This window comes from Acidovorax bellezanensis (genome assembly GCF_025421555.1).
In the GTDB taxonomy this organism is placed as follows: Bacteria; Pseudomonadota; Gammaproteobacteria; order Burkholderiales; family Burkholderiaceae_C; genus Comamonas; species Comamonas bellezanensis.
Genome location: NZ_JAODYH010000007.1, coordinates 487,609 through 511,833, shown reverse-complemented (window position 1 = coordinate 511,833; position 24,225 = coordinate 487,609). Strand labels below are relative to the sequence as shown.

Sequence of the window (24,225 nt, the reverse complement as noted above, 5' to 3'; positions counted from 1 at the left end):
AGCCTGCAGCGCTGCCCGGCGCATGCGGGAAAATCAGCGCTCCGTCACCGTTTTGCCTGTTGCCCGCGATGCCCCGTTATTTCCTGTTCCACAAGCCCTATGGCGTCCTGTCCCAATTCACGCCCGAGGACGGCGCGCGCTCGCTGGCCGAGTTCGGCCTGCCCAAGGGCGTCTACCCCGCAGGCCGGCTGGACAAGGACTCGGAAGGCCTGCTGCTGCTCACGGACGACGGCCCGCTGATCGAGCGCCTGCTCAATCCCAAGAGCGAAAAACCCAAGACCTACTGGGTGCTGGTCGAGCGGGTGCCGACCGAGGAGTCATTGCAACGCCTGCGCACGGGACTGCGCATCGAGGACTACCAGACCAAGCCCTGCGAGGCCGTTCTGCTCGATCCCCAGCCCGAAGTGCCGCCGCGCGAGCCGCCCGTGCGGCTGCGCAAGTCGGTGCAGGATGTGTGGCTGCAAGTGCGCATCGTCGAAGGCAAGAACCGCCAGGTGCGCAAGATGACCGCGGCCATTGGCCACCCCACGCTGCGGCTGGTGCGCCAAAGCATGGCGAATCTGCGCCTCGAAGGGCTGGCGCCTGGCGAGTGGCGCGAGATGGGGCGCGGCGATATCGAGTTCTAGCCAGCCCCGCTGGCCGGCTTTCGCATGTGCCCGGCAGCAAGTGCTAGGGTAAACACCTGCGAAACTGATTTCTGGCGTTTGTCACTAATAGCAGCAAAGTCGGGGGCAGCGCGTCGCGCTGTCTCGATCTTGTGCTTGCAATACTTATTTTGACAACAGCAATCAATTGGAGATTGATATGGCCACAGTCGCAGGAACAACGCTGGAATCTGTGTTGGCGCAACATTTCCCAATCCATGAGCAGAAATGGAACAGGGCCCTTGTTGATGCTGCCCATGCGAGACGGCCGGAAAAAATACAGCAGGCCGTACGTTCAGGCGCAGATATCAATGTGAAAGACGCCGATGGATATACGGCATTGATGATTTGCGTGACAAATGGAGATGTTGATTCGGTAAGAAATCTGAAAAACTGGGGCGCGGATCTTAGAGTCACAAGCACAGCAGAGGGGTATACCGCCTTGATGATTGCGGTCAATGCTCGTCTCGAGGGAGATCGCGACGCCAAGATGGTTGATATCCTGCTTGAAAGCGACGTCGGCACCAGTTATGTGGATTATCTCGCCCCTTCGGGTGGCCCTACCGCGTTGATGATTGCCCTGGATGCTGCAAAGGATGTTATCTCACTGAAGCTGATGGCTGCCGGTGCAGATGTCAACAAATTGAATGCGAGTGGGTACTCTGCACTGACTTATGCCGCGATGATCTCGGATTTGTCGACCATCAATTTCTTACTCAAGCAAAAGCCCATGCTGGCCATAAACCAGATGTGGGACGCTGTGGATCTGGCTCTCAAGCAGAAAAACATTTCGCTTTTCTTGAAGTTGTGGGGCGAGATTCAGAATCACCCTCAAAAATTCATTGATATTGGCGTGGCGTCGGTCATACCTGAAGCAGTGCGCAGGATCATTGAGCCTGAGAGTTTCGCTTCGCCCGGTCAAGATGCCAATATGACCATGCTTGTCGCCAATCATCCTGGTCCCAATTTGGCGAACAGCGCCCCGAGCGCATCCATTGCGTCAAGGGAACCGATTCAAGACGGCGAGGCGGGCGCGGCCCCATCGGCTGGCAAAGTCCGAAAGCAACGCCCGACGGTGGCTGATGACGATGACGTTTCGCAGGCAGTCAGACCCCATAACCTGACGACGACCACGCTGCAAGGACAGAGCGGTTTTGAGAAGGTCCAGTTGCCTTCTCCTTGAGCCCGGCAGTTCTTTACTGCGCGCCCGATACCTGGGCCATGAAGGTCGGTCCGGCCTCGCCGTCGCGCCAGCCGGGGTAGGTTTCCATCACTTCGGCGAACAGTGCGGAGTCTATCCAGCGCTGCAGCCAGGCCTGCAGCGCTGGCCAGGGTTGTTCGGCCCACTGGGCTTCGTCGATGCGTGCGAACTGGCGCACGAAGGGGCGCAGCGCCATGTCGGCGAGACTTGGGTGCAGGCCAAACAGGTAGCCGGTATCCGCCAACTGGTCGTCAAGCGCGGCCAGCCAGGTCAGGGCTTCGGCCTGGGCGTCGTTGACTTCGGCGGCGCTGTAGCGCTCGGGGTACTTGCAGCGGTCCAGTGCGGGCTTGAAGCGCGTGTCCAGGTCATGGATCAGGGCCAGCATCTCGGCTTCGTTGCCTTCGGTCGGGGTCAGCCAGCCGTCCGGATCGTTCTGGCGCAAGGCCCAGAGCATGATTTCCAGGCTTTGCTCGATCACGCCGTCCTTGGTCACCAGCACCGGCACCGTGCCTTTGGGCGAAACCTGCAGCAGGGCCGCGGGCTTGGCGCGCAGATTGACTTCGCGCAGCTCGCAGGCAATGCCTGCATGGGCCAGCGCCAGGCGGGCGCGGATGGCGTAGGGGCAGCGGCGGAAGGAGTAGAGGACGGGCAGGGTCATGGACTGGGGTGAATGGGGCCGAGAAAAAAGTGTGCCGATGATAGCCCCGCGTCGCAGCAACAGCGGGCGCGAGGCCATTACATGCGTCAGAGCTTTTTCACCAGTACCTGGCTTTTGCGGTCCCAGTTGTACTTGGCCTTGCGCGCTTCGGGCAGCCAGCTCGGGTCCACGGGCTGGAAGCCGCGCTTGATGAACCAGTGCATGGTGCGCGTGGTGAGCACGAACAGGCTCTCCAGTCCCTGGTTGCGCGCGCGCTGCTCAATGCGCTTGAGCAGCTTCTCGCCATCGCCCGTGCCCTGGCTCTTGGGCGAGACCGTCACAGCCGCCATTTCGGCGGTCTTTTCCTTGGGATAGGGGTAGAGCGCGGCACAGCCGAAGATCACGCCGTCGTGTTCGATCAGCGTGTAGTTGGTGATGTCGCGCTCGATCTCGGTGCGGCTGCGCTTGACCAGCGTGCCGTCGTTCTCGAACGGCTCTATCAATTGCACGATGCCGGCCACGTCGTCGGGCGTGGCTTCGCGCAGCTCTTCGAGCTTTTCGTCGATGACCATGGTGCCTATGCCGTCGTGCACATAGATTTCCAGCAGCAGCGAACCGTCCACGGCAAACGGCAGGATGTGGCTGCGCTCGACGCCGGCCTGACAGGCCTTGACGCAGTGCTGCAGGTAGAAAGCCGTGTCGGTGGGCAGTTGCGGCGGCGGCAGCTGGGCCAGCAAGGCCTGGGCCGTGGCCAGCGGCAGCTCGGTGTCTATGGGGTTGTCGTCGCCCGCGGGCTCCAGCGGATGCTGGCGAATGCCGGGCACTTCGGTCATGAAGATCAGCTTGTCGGCCTTGAGCTCGATGGCCACGCTGGTTGCGACTTCTTCCATGTTGAGGTTGAAGGCCTCGCCCGTGGGCGAAAAGCCGAACGGCGACAGCAGCACCATGGCGTCCATGTCCAGCGTCTGGCGGATGGCGTTCACGTCGACCTTGCGCACCAGGCCCGAGTGCTTGAAATCCACGCCGTCCACGATGCCCACGGGGCGCGCGGTGATGAAGTTGCCCGAGAGCACGCGCACCGTCGCGCCGGCCATGGGGGTGTTGGGCAGACCCTGGCTGAACGCGGCTTCGATTTCGTAGCGCAACTGGCCCGCGGCCTCCTGGGCGCAGTCCAGGGCCACCGAGTCGGTGACGCGGATGCCGTGCGAGTACTGGGCTGCATGGCCCTTGGCCTGCAACTGCTCGTTGACCTGGGGGCGAAAGCCGTGAACCAGCACGATGCGCACGCCCATGGCCTGGATCATGGCCAGGTCCTGGGCAATGCTGGTGAGCTTGCCCGCGGCAATGGCTTCGCCCGTGATGCCGACGACGAAGGTCTGGTTGCGGAATTTGTGGATATAGGGCGCGACCGAGCGAAACCAGGGAACAAAAGTGAAGTTGAAAACGGTGGACATGGGCGGCGGGTGCGGGCGGGTGGGCGCCGCATGGGGCAAAAAGCCTTGCGCGACAAAAGTCGCATCATAAGCACGCTGAGGGCGCTTGCCCGGCCGATTGCAAAGAAGTTGTCATGGCGTCACGGCCAGCCGCCCCGGTCTGGTCAGAGTCCCGCGCCGGCCGTGAAGAAATCAGGCCCGGCCAGCACTGGGGCCCCGGCCTGCGGATAATGGCGGGCTATGCCTTTTTCCGATCCGCAGCCCGCTGCAGCGCCGCGCGCCTACACCCTTGACTTTCCTGCCTCCTTGCCCGTCTCCACACGGCGTGAGGAGATCATGCGCGCCATGCAGGATCATCAGGTCATCATCGTCTGTGGCGAGACCGGCTCCGGCAAGACCACGCAGCTGCCCAAGGTAGCGCTGGCGCTGGGGCGCGGCAAGTGCAATGCCCCGGCCGGCAGCCAGGGCAAGCTGATAGGCCATACCCAGCCGCGGCGTATCGCCGCCAGCTCGGTGGCCAAGCGCATCGCCGAAGAACTCAAGACGCCGTTGGGCGGCGTGGTCGGCTACAAGGTGCGTTTTCAGGATCGGCTGTCCAAGGACACCACGATCAAGCTGATGACCGACGGTATCCTGCTGGCCGAGACCCAGACCGATCCGCTGCTCAAGGCCTACGACACGCTGATCATCGACGAGGCGCACGAACGCAGCCTCAACATCGACTTTTTGCTGGGCTATCTGCGCCAGATCCTGCCCAAGCGCCCCGACCTCAAGGTCGTGGTCACTTCGGCCACCATCGACGCCGACCGCTTCGCGCGTCACTTCGCCTCGGCCGACGGTCCGGCGCCCGTGATCATGGTCTCGGGCCGGACCTTCCCGGTCGAGCAGCGCTACCGTCCGTTCGAGGAAAGCCGCGACTACGGTCTGAACGAAGCCATTGCCGACGGCGTGGACGAGCTGTGGGCCGGCGGGCGGGGCGGCGACATCCTGGTGTTCCTGCCGGGCGAGCGTGAAATCCGCGAGGCCGCCGACCATTTGCGCAAGCATTTGCAGCACCAGCCCGTGCTGCGCGGCGCCGAAGTGCTGCCGCTGTTCTCGCGCCTGTCGCAGGCCGAGCAGGACCGCATTTTCGAAGGCCACACGGGCCGGCGCATCGTGCTGGCCACCAACGTCGCCGAAACTTCGCTCACCGTGCCCGGCATCCGCTATGTGATCGACGCCGGCACGGCCCGCGTCAAGCGCTACAGCTTCCGCAGTAAGGTCGAGCAGCTGCTGGTCGAGCCCATCAGCCAGGCCGCGGCCAACCAGCGCGCCGGCCGCTGCGGCCGCGTGGCCGACGGTATCTGCATACGCCTGTATGACGAGGCCGACTTCATTGCGCGCCCCGCGTTCACCGACCCTGAAATCCTGCGCAGCTCCCTGGCCGGCGTGATTTTGCGCATGAAGTCGCTGGGCCTGGGCGACGTGGTCAACTTCCCCTTCCTCGAAGCGCCTTCGGGCCGCGCCATCGCCGACGGCTACCAGCTGCTGGCCGAGCTGGGCGCGGTCACCGACCATGGCGACATCACGCCCATGGGCCAGGAGTTGTCGCGCCTGCCGCTGGATCCGCGCGTGGGCCGCATGATTCTGGAAGCGCGTGCGCGCGGCGCCGTGGCTGAAGTGCTGGTGATCGCTTCGGCGCTGTCGGTGCAGGACGTGCGCGACCGGCCCATCGACGCCCAGCAGCAGGCCGACCAGCAGCACGCCAAGTTCGACGACGAGAAAAGCGAGTTCAGCGGCTATCTGCGCCTGTGGAAGTGGCTGGAAGATGCGCGCGGCGGCAAGGTGGTGGCGCAAAGCCGGCGTGAAATGAGCGCCCAGGCCGCGCCCGCGCCCAAGGTTTCGGCGCGCAATGCGGCCTTCCTGCCCGTGGCCCAGCGCAGCACGGGCGCGCAGGCCCCGGTGGACGCTGCCGCGGCGGCCTGGAAGCCCGATGTGGGCGTGCCCGTGCCGGCCAGCGATGCTTCGCACAAGATCAGCAACCGCCAGTGGGAACAGCTGCTGCGCCAGAACTTCATCAACATCCGCCGCGTGCGCGAGTGGCGCGATATCTATTCGCAGCTGCTCACTGTGGTGAAAGAGCACCGCTGGCAGATCAACACCCAGCCCGCGGGCTACGAGGCGCTGCACCTGTCCATGCTGTCGGGCCTGCTGGGCAACCTCGGCTACAAGGGCGACGAAAGCGACAGCTACCTGGGCGCGCGCGGCATCCGTTTCCACCCGCATCCGGGCGCGCATTTGTCCAAGAAGCCCGGCCGCTGGATCGTTGCCGCCGAGCTGGTCGAGACGTCGCGGCTCTACGGCCGGGGCATTGCAGCCATCGAGCCGGTGTGGCTGGAAGAAGTCGGCGCCCACCTGCTGAAGAAGCAACTGCTGGACCCGCATTGGGAAAAGAAGAGTGCCGATGTGGTGGCGCTGGAGCGCGCCACGCTCTACGGTCTGGTGGTCTACAACGGCCGGCGCACCAGCTTTGGCAAGGTCGACCCGCAGTCGGCGCGCGAGCTGTTCATCCGCCAGGCATTGGTCGACGGCGGCTGGGACACGCGCCTGCCGTTCCTGCAGGCCAATCGCAAGCTGGTCGCCAAGATCGAGGAGATGGAGCACAAGTCGCGCCGCCAGGACGTGCTGGTCGACGACGAGCTGATCTACGCCTTCTACGACCAGCAACTGCCCCAGGACGTGTTCAGCGGCGCGACCTTCGAGCGCTGGTACCAACCGGCCAGCCGCGAGAATCCCGACCTGCTGCGCCTCACGCGCGACGAGCTGATGCGCCACGAGGCCGCGGGCATCACCACCCAGGCCTTCCCCAAGGTGATCAAGCTCGGCGGCGTGGACTGCGAAGCCCAGTACCTGCATTCGCCCGGCGACCCGCGCGATGGCGTCACGGTCACCGTGCCGCTGTTCGTGCTCAACCAGGTCAGCGAAGAGCGCGCCGAGTGGCTGGTGCCGGGCATGCTCAAGGACAAGATCCAGGCCCTGCTCAAAAGCCTGCCCCAGCGCCCGCGCAGCCGCTTCGTGCCGTTGCCCGAAAACGCCGCGCGCCTGGCGGCGCTGTTGTGCGAGCCCGAGCGCTATGTGCAGGGCGGCTTGATCGACGCACTGCTCAAGCAGGTGCGCGACGAGACTTCGCTGGACGTCAAGCGCGCCGACTTCAAGCTCGACATGCTGAGCCCGCACTTGTTCATGAACTTCCGCGTGACCGACGAGCACGGCCGCCAGTTGGGCCAGGGCCGCAACCTGGGCGCGCTCAAGGCCCAGCTTGGCGCCAAGGCGCGCGGTGCGTTCCAGGCGCTGGCCGGCATGAAGCTGGCCACCGTGCTGGAAGACAAGGCCCCGGCCGCCGCTGCCGCCCCGCAGCCCGCGGGCAAGGCCCAGGCGCCCGCCAAGGCCCAGTCCGCGGCCAAACCGGCCAACGATGCGCCGGCGGCCGGCCAGCGCTACACCCAGTGGAGCTTTGGCAGCTTGCCCGAGCTGATGGAAATCCGCCAGGGCTCGCAGTCGCTGGTGGGCTTTCCGGCGCTGATCGACCAGGGCGATGCCGTGGGCATCGAAGTCTTCGACGAGCCCGAAGTCGCGGCCGCCAAGCACCGCGCCGGTCTGCGGCGCCTGTTCGCATTGCAGATCAAGGACGCGCTCAAGTACCTGGAAAAGAACATTCCCGACCTGCAGAAAATGGCCGTGGCCTATATGCCCCTGGGCACGCAGGAAGAGCTGCGCCAGCAGATCATCGACGTGGCGCTGGACCGGGCCTTCGTGCTCGATCCGCTGCCGACCAACGCCGCCGAATTCATCCAGCGGGTGCAGGACGGGCGCGGCCGGTTGACGCTGATCGCCAACGAAGTCGCGCGTCTGGCCGGCTCCATCCTGGTCGAGTATTCGGCCGCGGCGCGCAAGATCAAGGACACGAAGAACGCGCCCGAAGCCACGGCCGACGCGCAGCAGCAACTGCAAAAGCTCATGCCCAAGCAGTTCATCGCCGCCGCGCCCTGGGTGCAACTGGCGCACTTCCCGCGCTACCTCAAGGCCATCACGCTGCGCCTGGAAAAGTGGCGTGCCGACCCCGCGCGTGATGCCGCCCGGCTCGCCGAGCTGCGCCCGCACGAGCAGCGCTACTGGCGCCTGGTGGCCGACCGCAAGGGCCAGGTCGATGCGCGCATGCAGGAATACCGCTGGATGCTCGAAGAGTTGCGCGTGGGCTTTTTCGCCCAGGAGCTGCGCACGCCGTACCCGGTGAGCGTCAAGCGCCTGGACAAGCTCTGGGCACAATTGTTGAAATGAACGCACCCCCTGAGCCGCTGACGCGGCTTCCCCCTCTCAACCTTCGGTGGAGGCGGGGGGGCCGCCCAGGCACGACACCATCGCTGCGGGGCGGCCCTTGCTCGGTGTCCCCATGCTGGTGCGCGCCAGTTTCATGGGCTATGGGCTGCGCGCTGCACCCTGGACAATGAGCGCAATGCTTGATTGGTTCTGGCGCCGCCCGCTGCTGCCGCAGGAGCGCGACTTTGCCCGGCAGTATTTCGGCCCGGCGCTCGACGCCTTGCTGCCCGGCATGCACCTTTACCTGCGCCGCGTGGGCGATACGCGGCGCGCGCTGTCGGTCAACGGCGGGCGCATCTCCATGCCGCGCATCTGCTTCACGCAGGGCGACCCGCGCCAGCCGCTGCGGCTGACCCACCCGCAGATCGCGGGCTGGTTTGCGCATGAACTGCTGCACCAATGGCAACGCGCCCAAGGCGTGGCCGTGACGCGCCAGGCGCTGTGGCTGCAGCTGCGCTACCTGCTGGGCGGGCGCAACCCCTATGCCTACACGCGCTGCGACGACGCCCAGGCCATGTGCGACTGCTTTGCCCAGGCCCAGGTCGAGCAGCAGGGCCAGATCTGGGAAGACCATGTGCGCGCCTGCGTCGCGGGCCGGCCGGCCGAGGAATTCGCGCTGATTGCGGCGCAGGTGAGCGGTCGCAGCGCCTGAGCCGCGGCCCGACGGGTCGCGCAGGTGACGAAATTAGGGCCGCTCCTAGTGCCAAGGCGGCCGGGCTGGCCTAGGCTGGAAGGTGTTCCCGCCTTGCAACCTGACTCCCGAGAATCCATGCGCCCTCACCACGCTTTCTGGCCCAATCGGCTGCCCCATTCGATCACCGTTCCGGCCACATCGGTCTGGGACAATCTGGCGGTCAGTGCCCGCCGTTATCCGGACAAGACGGCGCTGGTGTTCTTCGGCCGGCGCCAAAGCTATGGCGAACTGGCCGCCGCCGTCGAGCGCATGGCCGCCTATCTGCATGGGCTGGGCGTGCGGGCCGGCGACCGCGTGATCGTGTTGATGCAGAACTCGCCGCAGCTGGCGCTGGCGCACTACGCCATCATGCGCGCCAACGCCGTGGTGGTGCCGGTGAACCCCATGAACCGGGCCGAGGAGCTGCAGCACTACATCACCGACCCGGATGCCAAAGTGGCCCTCACCACGGGCGATCTGGCCGCCGAACTGGCCAAGGCCAGCAACGCCTTGCCGCCGGGATCGGGCCTGCAGCATATGCTGGTGACGCAGTTCAGCGACGCCTTCGATACCGACGTGCAAGGCCCCGATGCCCCGCCCGAGCAATGGCGTGACTGGCTTTGCACGCGCCACCCTTTGCCCGAGCTGGCCCAGGGCCAGGTCCATGCCTGGGGCGAAGCGCTGGCCTGCACGGACACGCCGCCAGCGCACACCGTGGGCAGCAACGACTTGTGCGTGCTGCCCTATACCAGCGGCACCACGGGCCTGCCCAAGGGCTGCATGCACAACCATCGCAGCGTGATGCACAACGCCGTCGCGTCCGCCATGTGGAGCAACGGCAACTGCGAGCAGGTCACGCTGGCCGTGGTGCCCATGTTCCACATCACCGGTCTGGTGTCCATGCTGCACGCCTGCGTCTATCTGGGCGCGACCCTGGTCATCATGCCGCGCTGGGATCGCGAGCTGGCCGGCCGCCTGATTTCGCGCTACCAGGTCACGACCTGGACCAATATCCCGACCATGGTCATCGACCTGATGGGCAGCCCGAATTTCGACAGCTACGACCTCACCAGCCTGCGCTACATCGGCGGCGGCGGTGCGGCCATGCCCCAGGCCGTGGCCCAGCGCCTGCTGGAGCAGTTCGGCCTGCGCTACGTCGAAGGCTACGGCCTGACCGAAACCGCCGCGCCCTCGCACAACAACCCGCCCGACCGGCCCAAGCAGCAATGCCTGGGCATTCCCTTCATGAGCACCGACGCGCGCGTCATCGACCCCGAGACGCTGCTGGAAGTGCCCCAGGGCGAGCAGGGCGAAATAGTGATCCACGGCCCCGAAGTGTTTGCCGGCTACTGGAAATGCCCCGAAGCCACGGCAGCGGCCTTCATCGAGATCGAAGGCAAGCGCTTTTTCCGCTCGGGCGACCTGGGCCGGGTCGACGAGGAAGGCTACTTCTTCATCACCGACCGCCTCAAGCGCATGATCAATGCCAGCGGCTTCAAGGTCTGGCCGGCGGAAGTCGAAGCCCTGATGTTCAAGCACCCGGCCGTGCAGGAAGCCTGCATCATCTCGGCCCGCGACAGCTACCGTGGCGAGACCGTCAAGGCCGTGGTGGTGGTGCGCGCTTCGCACAAGGGCCAGGTCAGCGCCCAGGACATTCTCGACTGGTGCCGTGAACACATGGCCAGCTACAAGGCGCCACGCCAACTGGTGTTTGTCGATGCCCTGCCCAAGAGCGGCAGCGGCAAGGTGATGTGGCGGCTGCTGCAGGAAAGCGAAGCAGCGGCTTGAAGCCGGGCGGCGCACCCGGCGCCCGACGGCTTTCTCTTCGGGCCTTTGCGTTTTCAGTCCAGCCGCGCGCGCATGGCCGCGGGCTGGGCGCAGCGCCGGCCGATATTCTTAAACCCTGGATTTCGAGGCTTTCCGCATGACTTTCGACCCGCAAAAATTCCCCATCAACGTTCCCGCGCTGAAGCGCCGCAGCGTGCTGCAAGGCGCAGCCGCATGGGCCGGTGCCGGTGTTCTGGGGGCTGCGCAGGCGCAGGCGCAGACCGGCAAGTCGGCCTGGCCGTCCAAACCCATCCGCATCATCGTGCCCTACAACGCCGGCGGCAGCACCGATGTCATCGCGCGCACCATCGCCGATGCCATGGGCAAACGCCTGGGCAAGCCCGTGGTGGTGGAAAACCGGGGCGGCGCGTCCGGCATTCTGGGCATGGATGCGGTCGCCAAGTCCCCCGCCGACGGCCATACGCTGCTGGTCTCGCTGTCGACGTCCATGATGGTCAATCAGCTGCTCTACACCAAGCTGCCTTACAACCCCGACAAGGACTTTGACCTCATCACGCAGATTTCCACCGCACCGGTGGTGATGGTCGTGCACCCATCGGTGCCGGCCAACAACATGGTGGAGCTGCTGGAATACATGAAGGCCAACAAGGGCAAGCTCTCCTATGGCTCATGGGGTCAGGGATCGCAGGCGCATCTTGCGGGCGCCTATCTGAGCAAGGTCACGGGTGCGGACATGACCCATGTCGCGTACAAGGGCGAAGCGCCCATGCTGCAGAATCTGCTGGGCGGGCAGCTGCAGATGTGTTTCGCCGGTGTTGCCGGGGCCAAGCCTTTTGTCGATACGGGGCGGCTCAAGGCCATCGGTCTGATGGGGCGTCTGCGCGCGCCTACCTTGCCCAAGGTGCCGACCTTGCATGAGCAGGGCTTGACCGATGAGGCCTATTCCGTCGTGGGCTGGATCGGCATGGGCGCGCCCGCGGGTCTCCCCAGTGAAGTGATCGCCCAGCTGTACAGCATGATGCAGGAGATCGCGAAGGATTCCAAGATGCAGGAACAGATCATGAATACCGGTGGCGTGGCGGTGATGGGCACTCCGGCCGCTTTCCAGGAGGTCTACAAGCGGGATACGCCGATCTGGAAGGCCTTGATCGCCGCGGCGGACGTGAAGCTGGATTGACGCATCTTCGTTAATTTTCCCAATGGAGTCTTTTTATGTCGTTCGAACCATCGCTGCAGTCACTGTCCGATCTGATCCGGGGCCATGCCCAGCAGCAGCCTGACGAACCCGCGCTGCGTGATGAGCAGCAGACGCTCAGCTACCGGGACCTGGACCGGCTCATGGACCGGGTCGCGGCCTCGCTGCAGCGCGATGGGCTGCAGCCCGGCGAAGCCATCGCCATCTGCGGGCTGAACTCGACCCGCTATGCCGCGCTGTTCCTGGGCGCATTGCGGGCCGGCGTGGTGGTGGCCCCGCTGGCGCCTTCGTCGACGGCGCAGAGCCTGGCCTCCATGCTCGGCGACGCCCAGGTGCGCCATCTGTTCCTGGACCAGGCGGCCCAGGACCTGGTGCCCGAAGGCAACGCGGTCTTGCAATGCATCTCGCTCGATGGCGTGGCGCCCGGCCTGGGCTTCGCGGACTGGCTGGCCCCGCAAGAGGCACGGCCTCAGCCGGTGACGCTGGCCCCGGAGGCGCCGTTCAACATCATCTACTCCTCGGGCACCACCGGCACGCCCAAAGGCATAGTGCAGTCGCACGGCATGCGCAGCGCGCACGTGAGCCGTGGCGTGCTCTACGGCTACGGGCCGAAGAACACCACGCTGCTGGCGACGCCGCTGTACTCCAACACCACGCTGGTGGTGTTCTTCCCCACGCTGGGATTCGGCGGCTGCGTGCAGCTGATGGCCAAGTTCGATGCGCAGCGTTATCTGCAACTGGCCCAGCAGCACCGCGTGACGCACACCATGCTGGTGCCCGTGCAGTACCAGCGCATCATGGCGCTGCCGCAGTTCGGCGACTACGATCTTTCCAGCTTCCGGTTCAAGTTCTGTACCAGCGCGCCGTTTCGCGCCGAGCTCAAAGCCGATGTGCTGGCGCGCTGGCCTGGCTGCCTGACCGAGTTCTACGGCATGACCGAAGGCGGCGGCTCCTGCATTCTGGATGCCCACCTGCACCCCGAGAAGCTGCACACCGTGGGCCAGGCCGCCGAGGGCCATGACATTCGCCTGATCGATGAAGAGGGGCGGGAAGTCGGTCCGGGCGAAGCGGGTGAAGTGGTCGGCCATTCGCCGGGAATGATGACGGGCTATCACCGCCAGCCGGAAAAGACGCGCGAGGCCGAATGGTTCGATGCCGCCGGCAAACGCTTCATCCGCACGGGCGATGTGGGGCGCTTCGACGCCGACGGCTTCCTGGTGCTGTTCGATCGCCGCAAGGACATGATCATCAGCGGCGGTTTCAACATCTACCCCAGTGATCTGGAAGCGCAATTGCGCGCGCATCCGGCCGTGGACGATGTCGCCGTGGTGGGCGTGCCTTCCGAGCAGTGGGGCGAGACGCCCGTGGCCTATGTGGTGCGAAGCCCGGGCCATGCCGCCCAGCCCGAGGAAATCATGGCCTGGTACAACCAGCAGGCCGGCAAGACCCAGCGCCTGAGCGATCTGCGGTGGATAGACGAGTTGCCGCGCAGCGCCATAGGCAAGGTGCTCAAGCGGGATCTGCGTGAGGCATATGCATCACACGCATAGTGCGGCGCGCGCGGCTTCATGCCCTGAGCTGCGTGCATTGACGTGAGAATGGTGGCTGGCTTGCGGACAGACCTGGACCATTCACACCATGCGACGACAACTCGGATTTCGGCATATTGAAACCATTCACGCCATCGTGCTGACCGGCTCGGTGACGGGCGCCGCGACGCGCCTGCATGTCACGCAGCCGGCCGTCAGCAACGTGTTGCGCGATGCGGAAGAGCGGCTGGAGCTGACCTTGTTCGAGCGGCGCGGCGGGCGCTTGATTCCTACGGCCCATGCGGAAGCGCTGTTCACCGAAATCGAGCGCTCCTTCATCGGGCTGGAGTCGATCAACTCCTTCGCATCGGGGCTGCACAAGGACCAGCATCGCATGCTGTCGGTGGTGTGCACGCCTGCGTTCTGCGCGGCCATACTGCCCAGCATCACGGGGCGTTCCCCGCAGACGCTGCTGACGGTCCATTCGCGCATGGCCCACCATGTGGCGGCGCTGGTCAGCTCCGGCAAATGCGATCTCGGGCTGGGGCTGCAAGTGCCGGCGGTGCCGGGCGTGGACTGCGAAGTGATAGGCACGCTGCCCATCATGTGCTATTTGCCGCGCGGGCACCGGCTGGCCGGCGAGGCCGTGATCCATCCCTGGCAGTTGCTGGACGAGCCCATGATTTCGCACAGCAGCGTGGAAGGCGTCGATGCGCTCGCCACGGCGGCGTTTGCCGGCTGCGAGCGCATGCCTGAGTCGGTGATCGAGTGCCCGGCTGCGATCGCGGCCTGTGCGATGGTGGCCCAGGGGCTGGGGTTCGCGCTGTTCGACGCGCTGCCGTCGCTGATCTTCGATCCCGCGCGGCTGGTGGTGAAGCCGTTCCAGACCGACAGCAAGCTCACTTACTGCGCTTACCGCCTCAAGGGCAAGACGGTGACTCCGGAGCTCGATCACATGGTGGAACTCGCGCGGGCCGCCATGCAGCGCGTGCAAGCACTGCATTCCGGCGCTGTCAGCTGAAGCGGCTCAGCGCATAGGCCTGCGGGTCCAGGGGATGGCTGCCGCGCGTGACCAGGCTGGCGATCAGCTCTCCGGTCATGGGCGCGCCGGTCATGCCGGTGTGGCCATGGCCGCAGGCCAGATACAGGCCCGGAAGATGGGGCAGTTCGTCGATCACCGGCACGCTGTCGGGCGTGGAGGGACGCAGGCCGAACCAGCTGGTCGCGCCCTCGGTGTTGATGCCCGGGAACAGCTCGCGCGCGGTGTTCAGCAGCGATGCGGCACGGCGCGGATTGGGTGCATGCCGCAGGCCGGCGATTTCCACCGTGCCGGCAAACCGCAGTCCCTGGCGCATGGGTGTGACGGCCACGGCCTTGTCCTTGTAAATGAAGGGTTGCGGCACAGTAACGCCCGCGTTGGGCAGCTCGACATGGTAGCCACGCTCGAATTCCAGCGGGATGCGGATGCCCAGCGGCCGCAGGAGCTCGGCCGTGTGCGCCCCCGCGGCCACCACGATGCGCGGCACGTTCACATCCCCCGCGCTGGTCCACAGGCGGTAGCCGTGCGGCATGCGCTCGATTCTCTGGATGCTGCGCAGCTGCAGCGCTCCGCCATGCTCCAGAAAGCGCTGCAGCAAGGCCTGTGTCAGCCCATGCGGGCTGATGGTGTTGGCGTGTTCGGTAAAGCAGATGCCGGATTGAACGTGGCTGGCAATCTCCGGCATGCGGGTGCGCAACTCCTGCTGATCGAGCGGCGTGGTGGGCACCTGGTGCTGGCGGCGCAGGGCGGCGACCAGGCGGTCCGCGCGGCTGGGCTTGTCGACTTGCGACCAGATGTGCAACTGGCCTTGCTGGCGGATCAGCGCGCTGAACTGCTGTGCGCCAAGCAGCGCCCGGTAGCACTCCAGCGCTGGGGCGTGCAAGGCGCTGAGCGCTGCGCTCGCGCGGGTGACGCGGGCGGTCGAGGAGGCCAGCAGCCATTGCACGACCCAGGGAAGGGCCTGGAGCGCATAGCCGGGGCGCAGGGCGAGCGGGCCGTCCGGGTCCAGCAGCCAGCGCGGCACCTGCCAGGCCATGCCGGGCAGCGAAATGGGAATGCAGCTGCCCGTGCTGATCAGCCCGGCGTTGCCGAACGATGCGCCGCTGCCGGCGCCGGTGGCGTCGTACAGCGTGACCTGGAGGCCTTTTTGCTGCAGCGCCAGCGCGCTGCAGAGCCCGACGATGCCGGCGCCGAGCACGGCGATGTCGGCGGTGGGGGAGGGGGCGCTGGCCGGTGCGATCAGTTCAGTGGGCAAGGAGGTGCGGAGCATGGAATGGGTGGGCTGGTGTTTGCAGGCCATCTTGCCCAGCACCTGCCGCGCGCGCCAATTCGATTTGTTGATAGGCTATTTGCAAACGTGATTCGACAAGCCCGTGCGCGGTGCAGATGATCGGCCTGCAGCTTGCATTGCAGCTTCGACCAGTCCATTCATCCCCCTGTCCGATCGCGGCCGGCCCGCGCCGGACAGAGCCCGTCCTGGAGACACCATGTCAGATTTTTCCCCCTCCGTGAATCGCCGCCAGGCCATGGCCTTCGGTGCGGCAGCGCTTGCCGCGGCCCATGCTCCGCAGACCTGGGCATCGAACGCACCGGTGCGATTCATCGTGCCGTTTCCCGCGGGTGGCGCGGCCGACGTGATGGCGCGGGTGATCGTCGATGGACTCAAGGACGAGATCAGCCAGCCGGTGATCGTCGAGAACCGCCCGGGTGCCAGCACGCGCGTTGCGGCCGAGGCCTTGAAGAATGCCGCGCCCGACGGCAACACCGTGCTGATGACGCTGATGGACACCATGGTGCTGGCGCCGCTGGTCTACAGCAACCTGCGCTACAACCCGGAAAAGGACTTCGCGCCCATCACCTCGGTGGCCGAATTGACCTACGGCATCGCGGTCAACGCCAACGCGCCCTTCAAGACGCTGGCGGACTATCTGAAGGCGGCGAAGGGCGATCGCCAGGTGTCGGCGCTCGGGGTGTCGGGGCTGGGCTCGGTGCTGCACTTTCTGGCCTACGACTTCACGCGCCAATCGGGTGCGGACCTTTCCATCATTCCGTTCCAGGGCGGGCCGGTGATGGTCACCAACCTCATGGGTAACCAGATCGGCTCTGCCATCGACGGCATAGGCGTGTTTCTCGAACACCATCGCAGTCGCAAGCTGCGCATTCTGGCCGTATCCAGCAAGCAGCGCGTGGGCCAATTGCCCGACGTTCCGACTTTCACCGAGCTGGGCTATCCCTCGCTGGTGGTCGATTCCGGCTATTCGCTTTACGCGCCGGCCCACACGCCAGGCCAGCACATCGCGCGCTGGAACGCAGCCATGCGCAAAGTGCTCGCGCGGCCGGAGGTGCGCCAGAAAATTCAGACCATTGGCTACCAGCCGTCGGCGGGAACCACGCCCGAGGAGGTGACCCAGATGCGCCAGCGGCTCAGCGCGCACTGGGCGCCCATCGTCAAGGCGACGGGCTACCAGAGCGATTGACTAGTCCATCGGCCTGGCCGGCCGTCACATCGGCGCTGCCTGCACCAGCCAGGCGTTGAAGGCCTGCATGGCCGGGGTCACCGGGCGTGACTTGAGCCGCGTCAGCCAGTAGCGGCCGTTGCTGATCTCGGCCTCGAACGGCCGCACCAACCGGCCCTGCTGCAGTTCCCGGGCAAACATGCGCACCGGCAGCAGCGCAATGCCCGCGCCCTGCGCAGCGGCCTCGGCCATGGTCAGCGAGGAATCGAACACGGCGCCACGCAGCATGGGGCAGGGCGTGGCCGCCGCGGCAAACCAGTCCACCCATTCGTCCGCCCGGTAGGAGCGCAGCAGCACCTGCCCCGCCAGGTCGGCAGGCGTATGCAATGCCGCGCCCAAGGCCGGCGTGCACATGGGCGAGAGGGGCGCGGCCAGCAGGGCTTGCGCTTCGGTGCCGTGCCAGGCGCCGTCGCCGAAGCGGATCGCGTAATCCAGCCCTTCGCCCGCCATGTCCACCCGGTTGTTGTGGGTGAACAGGCGGAAGTCGACGAAAGGGTGCAGTTGCTGAAAGTCGCGCAGCCGCGGAATCAGCCAGCCGACGGCGAAAGTGCCGACCACGCCCACGGTCAGCGCTTCGCGTGCGCGGCCGTCACCAAACTGGTCCAGCAACTGACCTATGCGCTCGAACGACTGGGCCAGCACCGGCAGCAGCGCCATGCCTTCATCCGTCAACGCCAGGCCCCGCGGAAGCCGGCGGAAAAGCGGCACCTGCAGGCGCTCCTCCAGGTTCTTCACATGCTGGCTGACGGCGGTCTGGGTGACATGCAACTCGGCCGCCGCCCGCGTAAAGCTGAGGTGGCGCGCGGACACTTCGAAGGCGCGCAATGCGTTCAAGGGCAAATGCATGGGTGACACCGAATAAGGCCCAGTTTTTCTTGGGGCAAAGCCCGATTATTACTGTTTGTCCTTGTGGATCAAGCCAGGCACCATGGCATTTGTTCAAACCCCATACACAAGGAAAACATGGAGCGACGCCCATTCATTCGCGCGGCCGGCCTGGCCGCAGCCACCTTTCTCACGGCCGGCTGTGCCACACGGAACCGGGGCCTTCCGTCGGCGGCGCAAGCCGACCGTTTTCAGCAGGCGGTGCGGCAGATCGAGATCGACAGCGGTGGCCGGCTGGGCGTGGCCGTGCTCGATACCCATTCGGGCCTGGCCTTGGCCCACCGGGGCACAGAGCGCTTTCCCATGTGCAGCACTTTCAAGTTTCTGGCGGCTGGCTTGGTGCTGTCCCGGGTAGACCGGGGGCAGGAGCAACTGAGCCGGCGTGTGGCCGTGCAGGCGGCCGACCTCGTCGAGTACTCGCCGGTGACCCAGCCGCGGGTCGGTGGCCATCCCATGTCCATGGCCGAGCTCTGTGACGCCGCGGTGACCCGCAGCGACAACACGGCGGCCAATCTGCTGCTCCAGAGCTTCGGTGGGCCCCAGGCACTGACGGCTTATGCCCGCACCTTGGGTGACGAATTCACGCGGCTCGACCGCATGGAGCCCGATCTCAACCAGGCCACGCCCGGAGACCCACGGGACACGACCACGCCGCAAGCCATGCTGCGGACGTTGCAGAAAGTGGTGCTGGGCGATGCCTTGTCGCCGGCCTCACGCGATCAGATGACGCAATGGTTGCTGGACAACAAGACCGGGGGCCGGAAACTGCGGGCCCAGCTGCCAGCGGGCTGGCGCGTGGGCGACAAGACCGGTGGCGGCGCGTACGGCACCAACAACGACGTCGGCGTGCTGTGGCCGCCGGGCCGGGCGCCGGTGCTGGTGACCAGCTATCTCACGCAAACCGCAGCGGATCAGGCGGTGCGCGACCGGGCGCTGGCGGAAGTCGGCCGACTGGTGGCGTCCCTGGTCATGGCCGAAGCGGCCTGACCTGCGCGGGTGCCTGGCGCTGGGCCACGCTACAGCACGATTTGCGTACCCAGTTCCACGACCTGATTGGCCGGCAGCTTGTAGTAGGTGGAAGCACCCGCCGCCTGTCGTGTCATCCAGCCATAAAGGGCGCAACGCCAGGCAGACAGGCCGCCGGGGCCGTCCACAATCTGGGCGCGCGCCACGAAGTAGCTGGTCACCATGGGGTCGATATTGGGCTTTTCGCCGAACTCGTCAGGCTTCAACAGCCGCAAGGCGGAGGGGATGTCGGGCTGCTCGCGAAAGCCGAAATGCACGTTCAGCGCCCAGAAGCCTTCGGTCAGGCGATTGAGTTCCAGGCGATCCGCGTTGGGCACATAAGGCGTGTTTTCATCGACTACATGCAGGAACACCGTGTTCTCGTGCACCACCTTGAAGTGTTTGAGGTTGTGAAACAGCGCACTGGGCACCAGGCTGATATCGGAAGTCAGATACACCGCCGTACCGGACACCACAGGCACGTCAGGCATGGGCGAGGCCAGCAAGACACTCATGGGAATGTCGATCTTGCGCCTGTGCGCCGCCACCAGCACACTTCCGTCACGCCAGGTCGTCAGCGCAATGAAGATCAAGGCGCCCATCGTGAGCGGAAACCAGCCGCCGTGCCCCAGCTTGGTCAGGTTGGAGGCAAAGAAAGCGAATTCCAGCACTGCAAAACAGACCAGTGCCAGCAGGGTAATGCTTTTCCAGCGCCGCGTGCCCAGGCGCACCACATAGAACACCAGCACCGTGGTGATGAGCATGGTGCCGGAAACCGCAATGCCATAAGCCGCTGCCAGCGCGCCCGAGGATTGGAAGGCCAGCACCAGTGCAATCACCGCCAGCAGCATCAGCCAGTTCACGCTGGGAATATAGATCTGTCCCTGCTCATGGTCCGAGGTATGCAGCACCCGCACGCGGGGCAGATAACCCAGACGGCTGGCCTGCAGCGTCATGGAATATGCCCCTGAAATCGTGGCCTGCGATGCAATCACGGTCGCCGCCGTGGCCAGCACGACCAAGGGAATCAACAGCGACGACGTCGCCAGCAGAAAGAAGGGATTGCTGGCCGCGGAGGCATCCCGCAGGATCAGGGCTCCCTGGCCGAAGTAATTGATGATCAGGCTGGGAAACACCAGTCCGAACCAGCTCAGCCGCACGGCGCGACTGCCGAAGTGCCCCATGTCGGCGTACAAGGCCTCGGCCCCTGTCATGGCCAGAAACACGGCCGACAACAGGAAGAAGGCCATGCCCGGGTGATCGACGGCAAACCGCAAGGCATGCAAGGGATTCACCGCCTGCAAGACCATGGGCGTCTGGATGACGCTGTGCGCCCCCAGCCAGGCCAGGCAGATGAACCACAGGATGGTGATGGGCCCGAACAGACGGCCCACGCTGCCCGTGCCCTTCATCTGTATGGAAAACAGACCGATCAGAATGCCTATGGTGATGGGCACAATGAAGTGCTCGAAGTTGGGGGTGGCGATGCTGATGCCCTCTACCGCCGAGAGCACGGAAATCGCGGGCGTAATGATGGCATCGCCATAAAACAGGGCGGCGGCAAAGATACCGAGGCCCACGACCCAGTGGGAGCGGCGCGAGCGATCACCAGTGATGCGGTGCGCCAATGCCGTCAGCGAGAGCACGCCACCTTCACCATCGTTGTCGTAGCTCAGCACGATCCACACGTACTTGATCGCCACGATGATGATCAGGGCCCAGAACAGGGCCGACAAGGTTGCCAGCACATTTTCCGGCGTCGCCGCCATGCCGTGCGAGCCCGAAAAAGCTTCCTTGAAGGCGTAAAGCGGGCTGGTGCCTATGTCGCCAAACACCACACCCAGCGCCGCCAGGGTGAGCGCACTCTGACGGCTTGTTCCATGCTGGGCGGGCACGCCCTTGTTGTCATTGTCACGGACTTCGCCAGCCTCGGGCACAGACATATTCATTGCAACTCTCGTGAATGAATCGACAGCGCATGCCCTCAATCATTGAGCAGGCCATGGCCAGCGGTTTTTGGTTGCGCCAGTATGGCACGTATGTGTTTGTGCGGATGGGTTGGGCGCCGTGCGGGTAGCGCCGCGCTGGTAGCGTGCACGCAGGTGACAGAACGCCGGCGTTGTCAGCGGACTCCTTCCTCACCCATTGCGCGCCTTGGGGGGCAGAGGGGCAAAACCAAATATCACATGGTATAAGATGCAATTTGTTACATATAGTGATTTTATGAGCTCTAAAAAGAACGCCAAGAGACGCCTGCTCGCTGCCCCTTTGCTGGCTGCCACCCTCCTGCTGACCGGCTGCGCGGGAGCGGAGCTGGCCCATCTGGCCTATGCGACCATGGATACGACCTTGTCGACCAAGCTTTATCCAGCGGGAGGCCGGGTGAAGATCCCGGAGGAATTGGAGACGGCGACGCCCATGACGTACACGCGGGAGTTCTGGCGAGAGGATGGCTCCGGGAAATGTGTGTTCGCTGGCGTCATCGTTCCGTGGGAGCGGACGTGGGTCGCGGAGATCAACCACGATGGCAATACCACCGCCTTGCCGCCCGAGCCCGGTGTCCGCGCCGGCTATGTCGCGCTGGTGAATGAAAAGCGTTGTGGATCGGCCGTGCCGCAGAAGATTTTCCTCGTCGGGGAACAGTTCACCGGTCGCGCGATCCTTGGCATGGGTTTTGACGGCAAGCCTTTCGTTGACAAGGTGCACTCGGTCTCCTCCGGTGACGTGCTGGCCATGCAAGCGCAAAACCGCCCGCAGTGGTTTGCGCAGTCCATAGAGCGCCTGACGCGTCTCGCCCCGACCAACCCCGCGGCCAAGGCCTTCCTGGCCCAAAGCCAGGATGATCTGGGCAAACTGCTGCCGGCGCAGTACGCAGGTATCCAGGCCGCGGTCCGGTAGCCATTGCCGGCACGGTGTCGCTGTGGCGACCGATTTGCTATTGCTTCAATAGCGGCATGCATAGGATGGAACTAGGCTGGTGGTCGTCCTAGCATAAAAATGGCGGATGAAGTTTTTACCAATTTTCCGGGGGGTGATGTCCATAATGAACGTCCGTTCCTCGTCATTGATTGCGTAAGGGTTTGATCCATGTCCATTCGTTTGCTTGCACCTTCCGTCATGCGGCCCCTGGTTGCGTCCCTGTCGTTGGCCTTTGTCGCCACGCTGGCGCAGGCCCAGTTGCAGCCTGCGTCCTATGCCTCTGTGCACGAGCTGGCGCAGAAAGAGCAGCAACCGTTGCTCAACACGCTGCGCGATCTGGTGCACATCGAGTCGGGCAGCAAGGACCTGGAAGGCCTGGCCAAGATCGCGGCCTTGATCGCCAGCCAGCTGCAGCAGCGCGGCGGCACGGTCGAGATCCTGCAGCCCAGCGACATCTACCGCCTGGACGACACGCCAGAGAAGGTGGGCCCCGTGGTGCATGCCAAGTTCCAGGGCAAGGGCACGAAAAAGATCATGTTCATCGCGCACATGGATACCGTCTACCTCAAGGGCATGCTCAAGGATCAGCCTTTCCGCATTGACGGCGACAAGGCCTACGGCCTGGGCATTGGCGACGACAAGCAGGGCGTGGCCGCCATCATCCATACCGTGGACATACTGCAAAAGCTGGGTTTCAAGGACTACGGCACGCTCACGGTGCTGATCAATGGCGACGAGGAAATCAGCTCGCCCGGCGCACGCAACACCATCACCCGCATGGCTGCCGACCAGGACGCGGTGTTCTCGTTTGAAGGCGGTGGTGCGACCGGCGCGCTGCGCCTGGCCACCAGCGGCATCGGCGCGGCCTACCTCACCGTGGACGGCAAGGCCTCGCACGCCGGCGCAGCGCCTGAAAAGGGCGTGAACGCGCTGTACGAGCTGTCGCACCAGTTGCTGCAGATGAAGGAGCTTTCCAAGCCCGAGCAGGGCCTGAAGCTGAACTGGACGGTGGCCAGCGCCGGCACCAACCGCAACGTGATTCCCGCGCAGGCCAAGGCGCAGGCCGACGCCCGGGCGCTGAAGGTGTCCGACTTCGACGGCCTCGAAAAGTCGCTGCAGGCCAAGGTGCAGAACAAGCTGCTGCCCGAATCCAAGGTGCAGGTGAAGTTTGAAGTGCGCCGCCCACCGCTGGAAGCCACAGAGGCCTCGCGGCGCGTCGCCGAGCACGGCAAGGTGATCTACCAGGAAATCGGTCTGCCGCTCACCGTGGTGGAGCAGGCCACAGGCGGCGGCACCGACGCGGCCTTCGCGGGGCTCAAGACCAAGGGCGCCGTGGTGGAAGGCATGGGTCTGAGCGGCTTCGGCGCCCATTCCAACGACGCTGAATATGTGCTCATCAGCACCATCGTGCCGCGCCTGTACCTGGCCACGCGCATGGTCATGGACTTGTCCAGCGGCAAGCTGAAGTAAGCGGCCGCGCCTGCGCGCCAACCACGGCGGCGCAGGCGCTAGTCGCGCACCAGAATTCTTCCCGCGCACTCGATGAAGCTGCGCAGCGTGGGCGGGGAATAGGCCGGATTCCAGACCAGCATGGCCGGTGCCAGCACCTGTTCACCCTTGATTTTCACGAAGCTGACGCCGTGAACCCGCGAACGGGCCAAGGAGCGCGGGACCACCGAAACACCCAGCCCATTGGCGACCATGGCCACGATGGTCAGCCATTGGCGCGCTGCATGGGCAATGCGCGGGTGGATGCCGGCGCGCGAGAAGATGGCGATCACGTTGTCATAGTTTGCGGGCGCGACATCGCGCGAGAACATCACAAAACGGGCATCGGCCAGCTGTCTCAGCTCCATGGAATCGCACCGGGCTTGCGGATGGTCTGCGGGCAGACAGATCAGAAACTCGTCTTCCGCCATGGGCAGGAACGCCAGTTGCGGGGGAACGGTGGAGGCATTCACAAAGCCCGCATGGATCTGACCGCGCAGCAGGTCGTTGACCTGATCCGCGCTGGACATTTCGCGCAGCACCACATCCACGTCAGGCGTTTGTGCATTGAACTGCCGGACGATCTCCGGCACTTCGCGGTAGACCTGCGAGCCGGTCATGCCTATCTCCAGCCTGCCGCGCATGCCCCCGCCGACGATCTTGGCCACGTTCGACGCCCGGGCCACCTGTTCCAGAATCTGTCGTGCTTCCTCCAGAAAGGCCTCGCCGGCCTGGGTCAGCTCCACATGCTTGCTGTCGCGGATCAGCAGCTTGACCTCCAACTCCTCCTCCAGTGACTTGATGGCGCTGCTCAAGGGCGGCTGCGTGATCGCGAGCTTGCCTGCTGCGCGCCCGAAATGCAGCTCTTCGGCCAGGATGACGAAATAGCGCAGAAAGTGAAGCTTCATGGGGCGGGC

General features: G+C 65.1%; 18 protein-coding genes. 12 read left to right on the top strand and 6 right to left on the bottom strand.

Annotated features, from left to right (window positions below):
- Positions 1-68 precede the first annotated feature (68 nt).
- Both N0K08_RS16315 and N0K08_RS16310 read left to right on the top strand, forming a co-directional pair.
- The gene (locus N0K08_RS16315; RefSeq protein WP_261501447.1) at positions 69-626 is read left to right on the top strand and encodes a pseudouridine synthase; all 558 of its coding nucleotides are present in this window, start codon (positions 69-71) and stop codon (positions 624-626) included.
- A gap of 178 nt (positions 627-804) precedes the next feature.
- Positions 805-1,827, top strand: a complete 1,023-nt coding sequence (locus N0K08_RS16310; protein WP_261501446.1) for an ankyrin repeat domain-containing protein — start codon at positions 805-807, stop codon at positions 1,825-1,827.
- 13 nt (positions 1,828-1,840) lie between these two features.
- Here N0K08_RS16310 and N0K08_RS16305 read toward each other — a convergent pair whose 3' ends face one another.
- Positions 1,841-2,503, bottom strand: a complete 663-nt coding sequence (locus N0K08_RS16305) for a glutathione S-transferase (protein ID WP_261501445.1) — start codon at positions 2,501-2,503, stop codon at positions 1,841-1,843.
- An 86-nt stretch (positions 2,504-2,589) separates the two neighbouring features.
- A complete protein-coding gene (gene argA, locus N0K08_RS16300; RefSeq protein ID WP_261501444.1) occupies positions 2,590-3,936 on the bottom strand; it encodes an amino-acid N-acetyltransferase in 1,347 nt (448 codons plus the stop codon).
- A gap of 315 nt (positions 3,937-4,251) precedes the next feature.
- Between argA and hrpA the strand changes: the two genes are divergently transcribed.
- The 6 genes from hrpA to N0K08_RS16270 all read left to right on the top strand — a co-directional run bounded on the left by hrpA (position 4,252) and on the right by N0K08_RS16270 (position 14,477).
- Positions 4,252-8,232 (top strand): ATP-dependent RNA helicase HrpA, encoded by a 3,981-nt coding sequence (gene hrpA / locus N0K08_RS16295; protein WP_408642967.1) that lies wholly within the window; start codon positions 4,252-4,254, stop codon positions 8,230-8,232.
- A gap of 175 nt (positions 8,233-8,407) precedes the next feature.
- The gene (locus tag N0K08_RS16290; protein WP_261501442.1) at positions 8,408-8,923 is read left to right on the top strand and encodes a hypothetical protein; all 516 of its coding nucleotides are present in this window, start codon (positions 8,408-8,410) and stop codon (positions 8,921-8,923) included.
- A gap of 117 nt (positions 8,924-9,040) precedes the next feature.
- On the top strand, positions 9,041-10,732 hold the full coding sequence (locus N0K08_RS16285) for a long-chain fatty acid--CoA ligase (protein WP_261501441.1): 1,692 nt from the start codon (positions 9,041-9,043) through the stop codon (positions 10,730-10,732).
- Positions 10,733-10,868: 136 nt separating this feature from the next.
- Positions 10,869-11,909: a Bug family tripartite tricarboxylate transporter substrate binding protein gene (locus N0K08_RS16280; protein ID WP_261501440.1), complete on the top strand. Its 1,041-nt coding sequence runs from the start codon at positions 10,869-10,871 to the stop codon at positions 11,907-11,909.
- A 35-nt stretch (positions 11,910-11,944) separates the two neighbouring features.
- Complete coding sequence (locus N0K08_RS16275; RefSeq protein ID WP_261501439.1) at positions 11,945-13,477, top strand: class I adenylate-forming enzyme family protein; 1,533 nt, start codon at positions 11,945-11,947, stop codon at positions 13,475-13,477.
- Positions 13,478-13,565: 88 nt separating this feature from the next.
- A complete protein-coding gene (locus tag N0K08_RS16270) occupies positions 13,566-14,477 on the top strand; it encodes a LysR substrate-binding domain-containing protein (RefSeq protein ID WP_261501438.1) in 912 nt (303 codons plus the stop codon).
- Here N0K08_RS16270 and N0K08_RS16265 read toward each other — a convergent pair.
- On the bottom strand, positions 14,470-15,765 hold the full coding sequence (locus N0K08_RS16265) for an NAD(P)/FAD-dependent oxidoreductase (RefSeq protein ID WP_261501437.1): 1,296 nt from the start codon (positions 15,763-15,765) through the stop codon (positions 14,470-14,472). The genes N0K08_RS16270 and N0K08_RS16265 overlap by 8 nt on opposite strands.
- A gap of 217 nt (positions 15,766-15,982) precedes the next feature.
- On the opposite strand from N0K08_RS16265, the gene N0K08_RS16260 reads away from it, so the two are divergent.
- Entirely contained in the window at positions 15,983-16,972 is a 990-nt protein-coding gene (locus tag N0K08_RS16260; protein ID WP_261501436.1) for a tripartite tricarboxylate transporter substrate-binding protein, read from the top strand.
- A gap of 24 nt (positions 16,973-16,996) precedes the next feature.
- On the opposite strand, the gene N0K08_RS16255 is transcribed toward N0K08_RS16260, so the two are convergent.
- On the bottom strand, positions 16,997-17,857 hold the full coding sequence (locus N0K08_RS16255; RefSeq protein ID WP_261501435.1) for a LysR family transcriptional regulator: 861 nt from the start codon (positions 17,855-17,857) through the stop codon (positions 16,997-16,999).
- 117 nt (positions 17,858-17,974) lie between these two features.
- On the opposite strand from N0K08_RS16255, the gene bla reads away from it, so the two are divergent.
- On the top strand, positions 17,975-18,883 hold the full coding sequence (gene bla, locus N0K08_RS16250; protein ID WP_261501434.1) for a class A beta-lactamase: 909 nt from the start codon (positions 17,975-17,977) through the stop codon (positions 18,881-18,883).
- A gap of 29 nt (positions 18,884-18,912) precedes the next feature.
- Here the strand turns inward: bla and N0K08_RS16245 are convergent, their stop codons facing one another.
- A complete protein-coding gene (locus N0K08_RS16245) occupies positions 18,913-20,844 on the bottom strand; it encodes a potassium transporter Kup (RefSeq protein WP_408642966.1) in 1,932 nt (643 codons plus the stop codon).
- A 280-nt stretch (positions 20,845-21,124) separates the two neighbouring features.
- On the opposite strand from N0K08_RS16245, the gene N0K08_RS16240 reads away from it, so the two are divergent.
- Together N0K08_RS16240 and N0K08_RS16235 are read left to right on the top strand one after the other, a co-directional pair.
- Positions 21,125-21,799: a hypothetical protein gene (locus N0K08_RS16240; protein WP_261501433.1), complete on the top strand. Its 675-nt coding sequence runs from the start codon at positions 21,125-21,127 to the stop codon at positions 21,797-21,799.
- Between the two features lie 189 nt (positions 21,800-21,988).
- Entirely contained in the window at positions 21,989-23,290 is a 1,302-nt protein-coding gene (locus N0K08_RS16235) for a M20/M25/M40 family metallo-hydrolase (RefSeq protein WP_408642961.1), read from the top strand.
- Between the two features lie 38 nt (positions 23,291-23,328).
- Here N0K08_RS16235 and N0K08_RS16230 read toward each other — a convergent pair whose 3' ends face one another.
- Positions 23,329-24,216 carry a LysR family transcriptional regulator gene (locus N0K08_RS16230; RefSeq protein WP_261501432.1) on the bottom strand — a complete coding sequence of 296 codons (888 nt, stop codon included), beginning with the start codon at positions 24,214-24,216 and terminating at the stop codon, positions 23,329-23,331.
- Positions 24,217-24,225 lie beyond the last annotated feature (9 nt).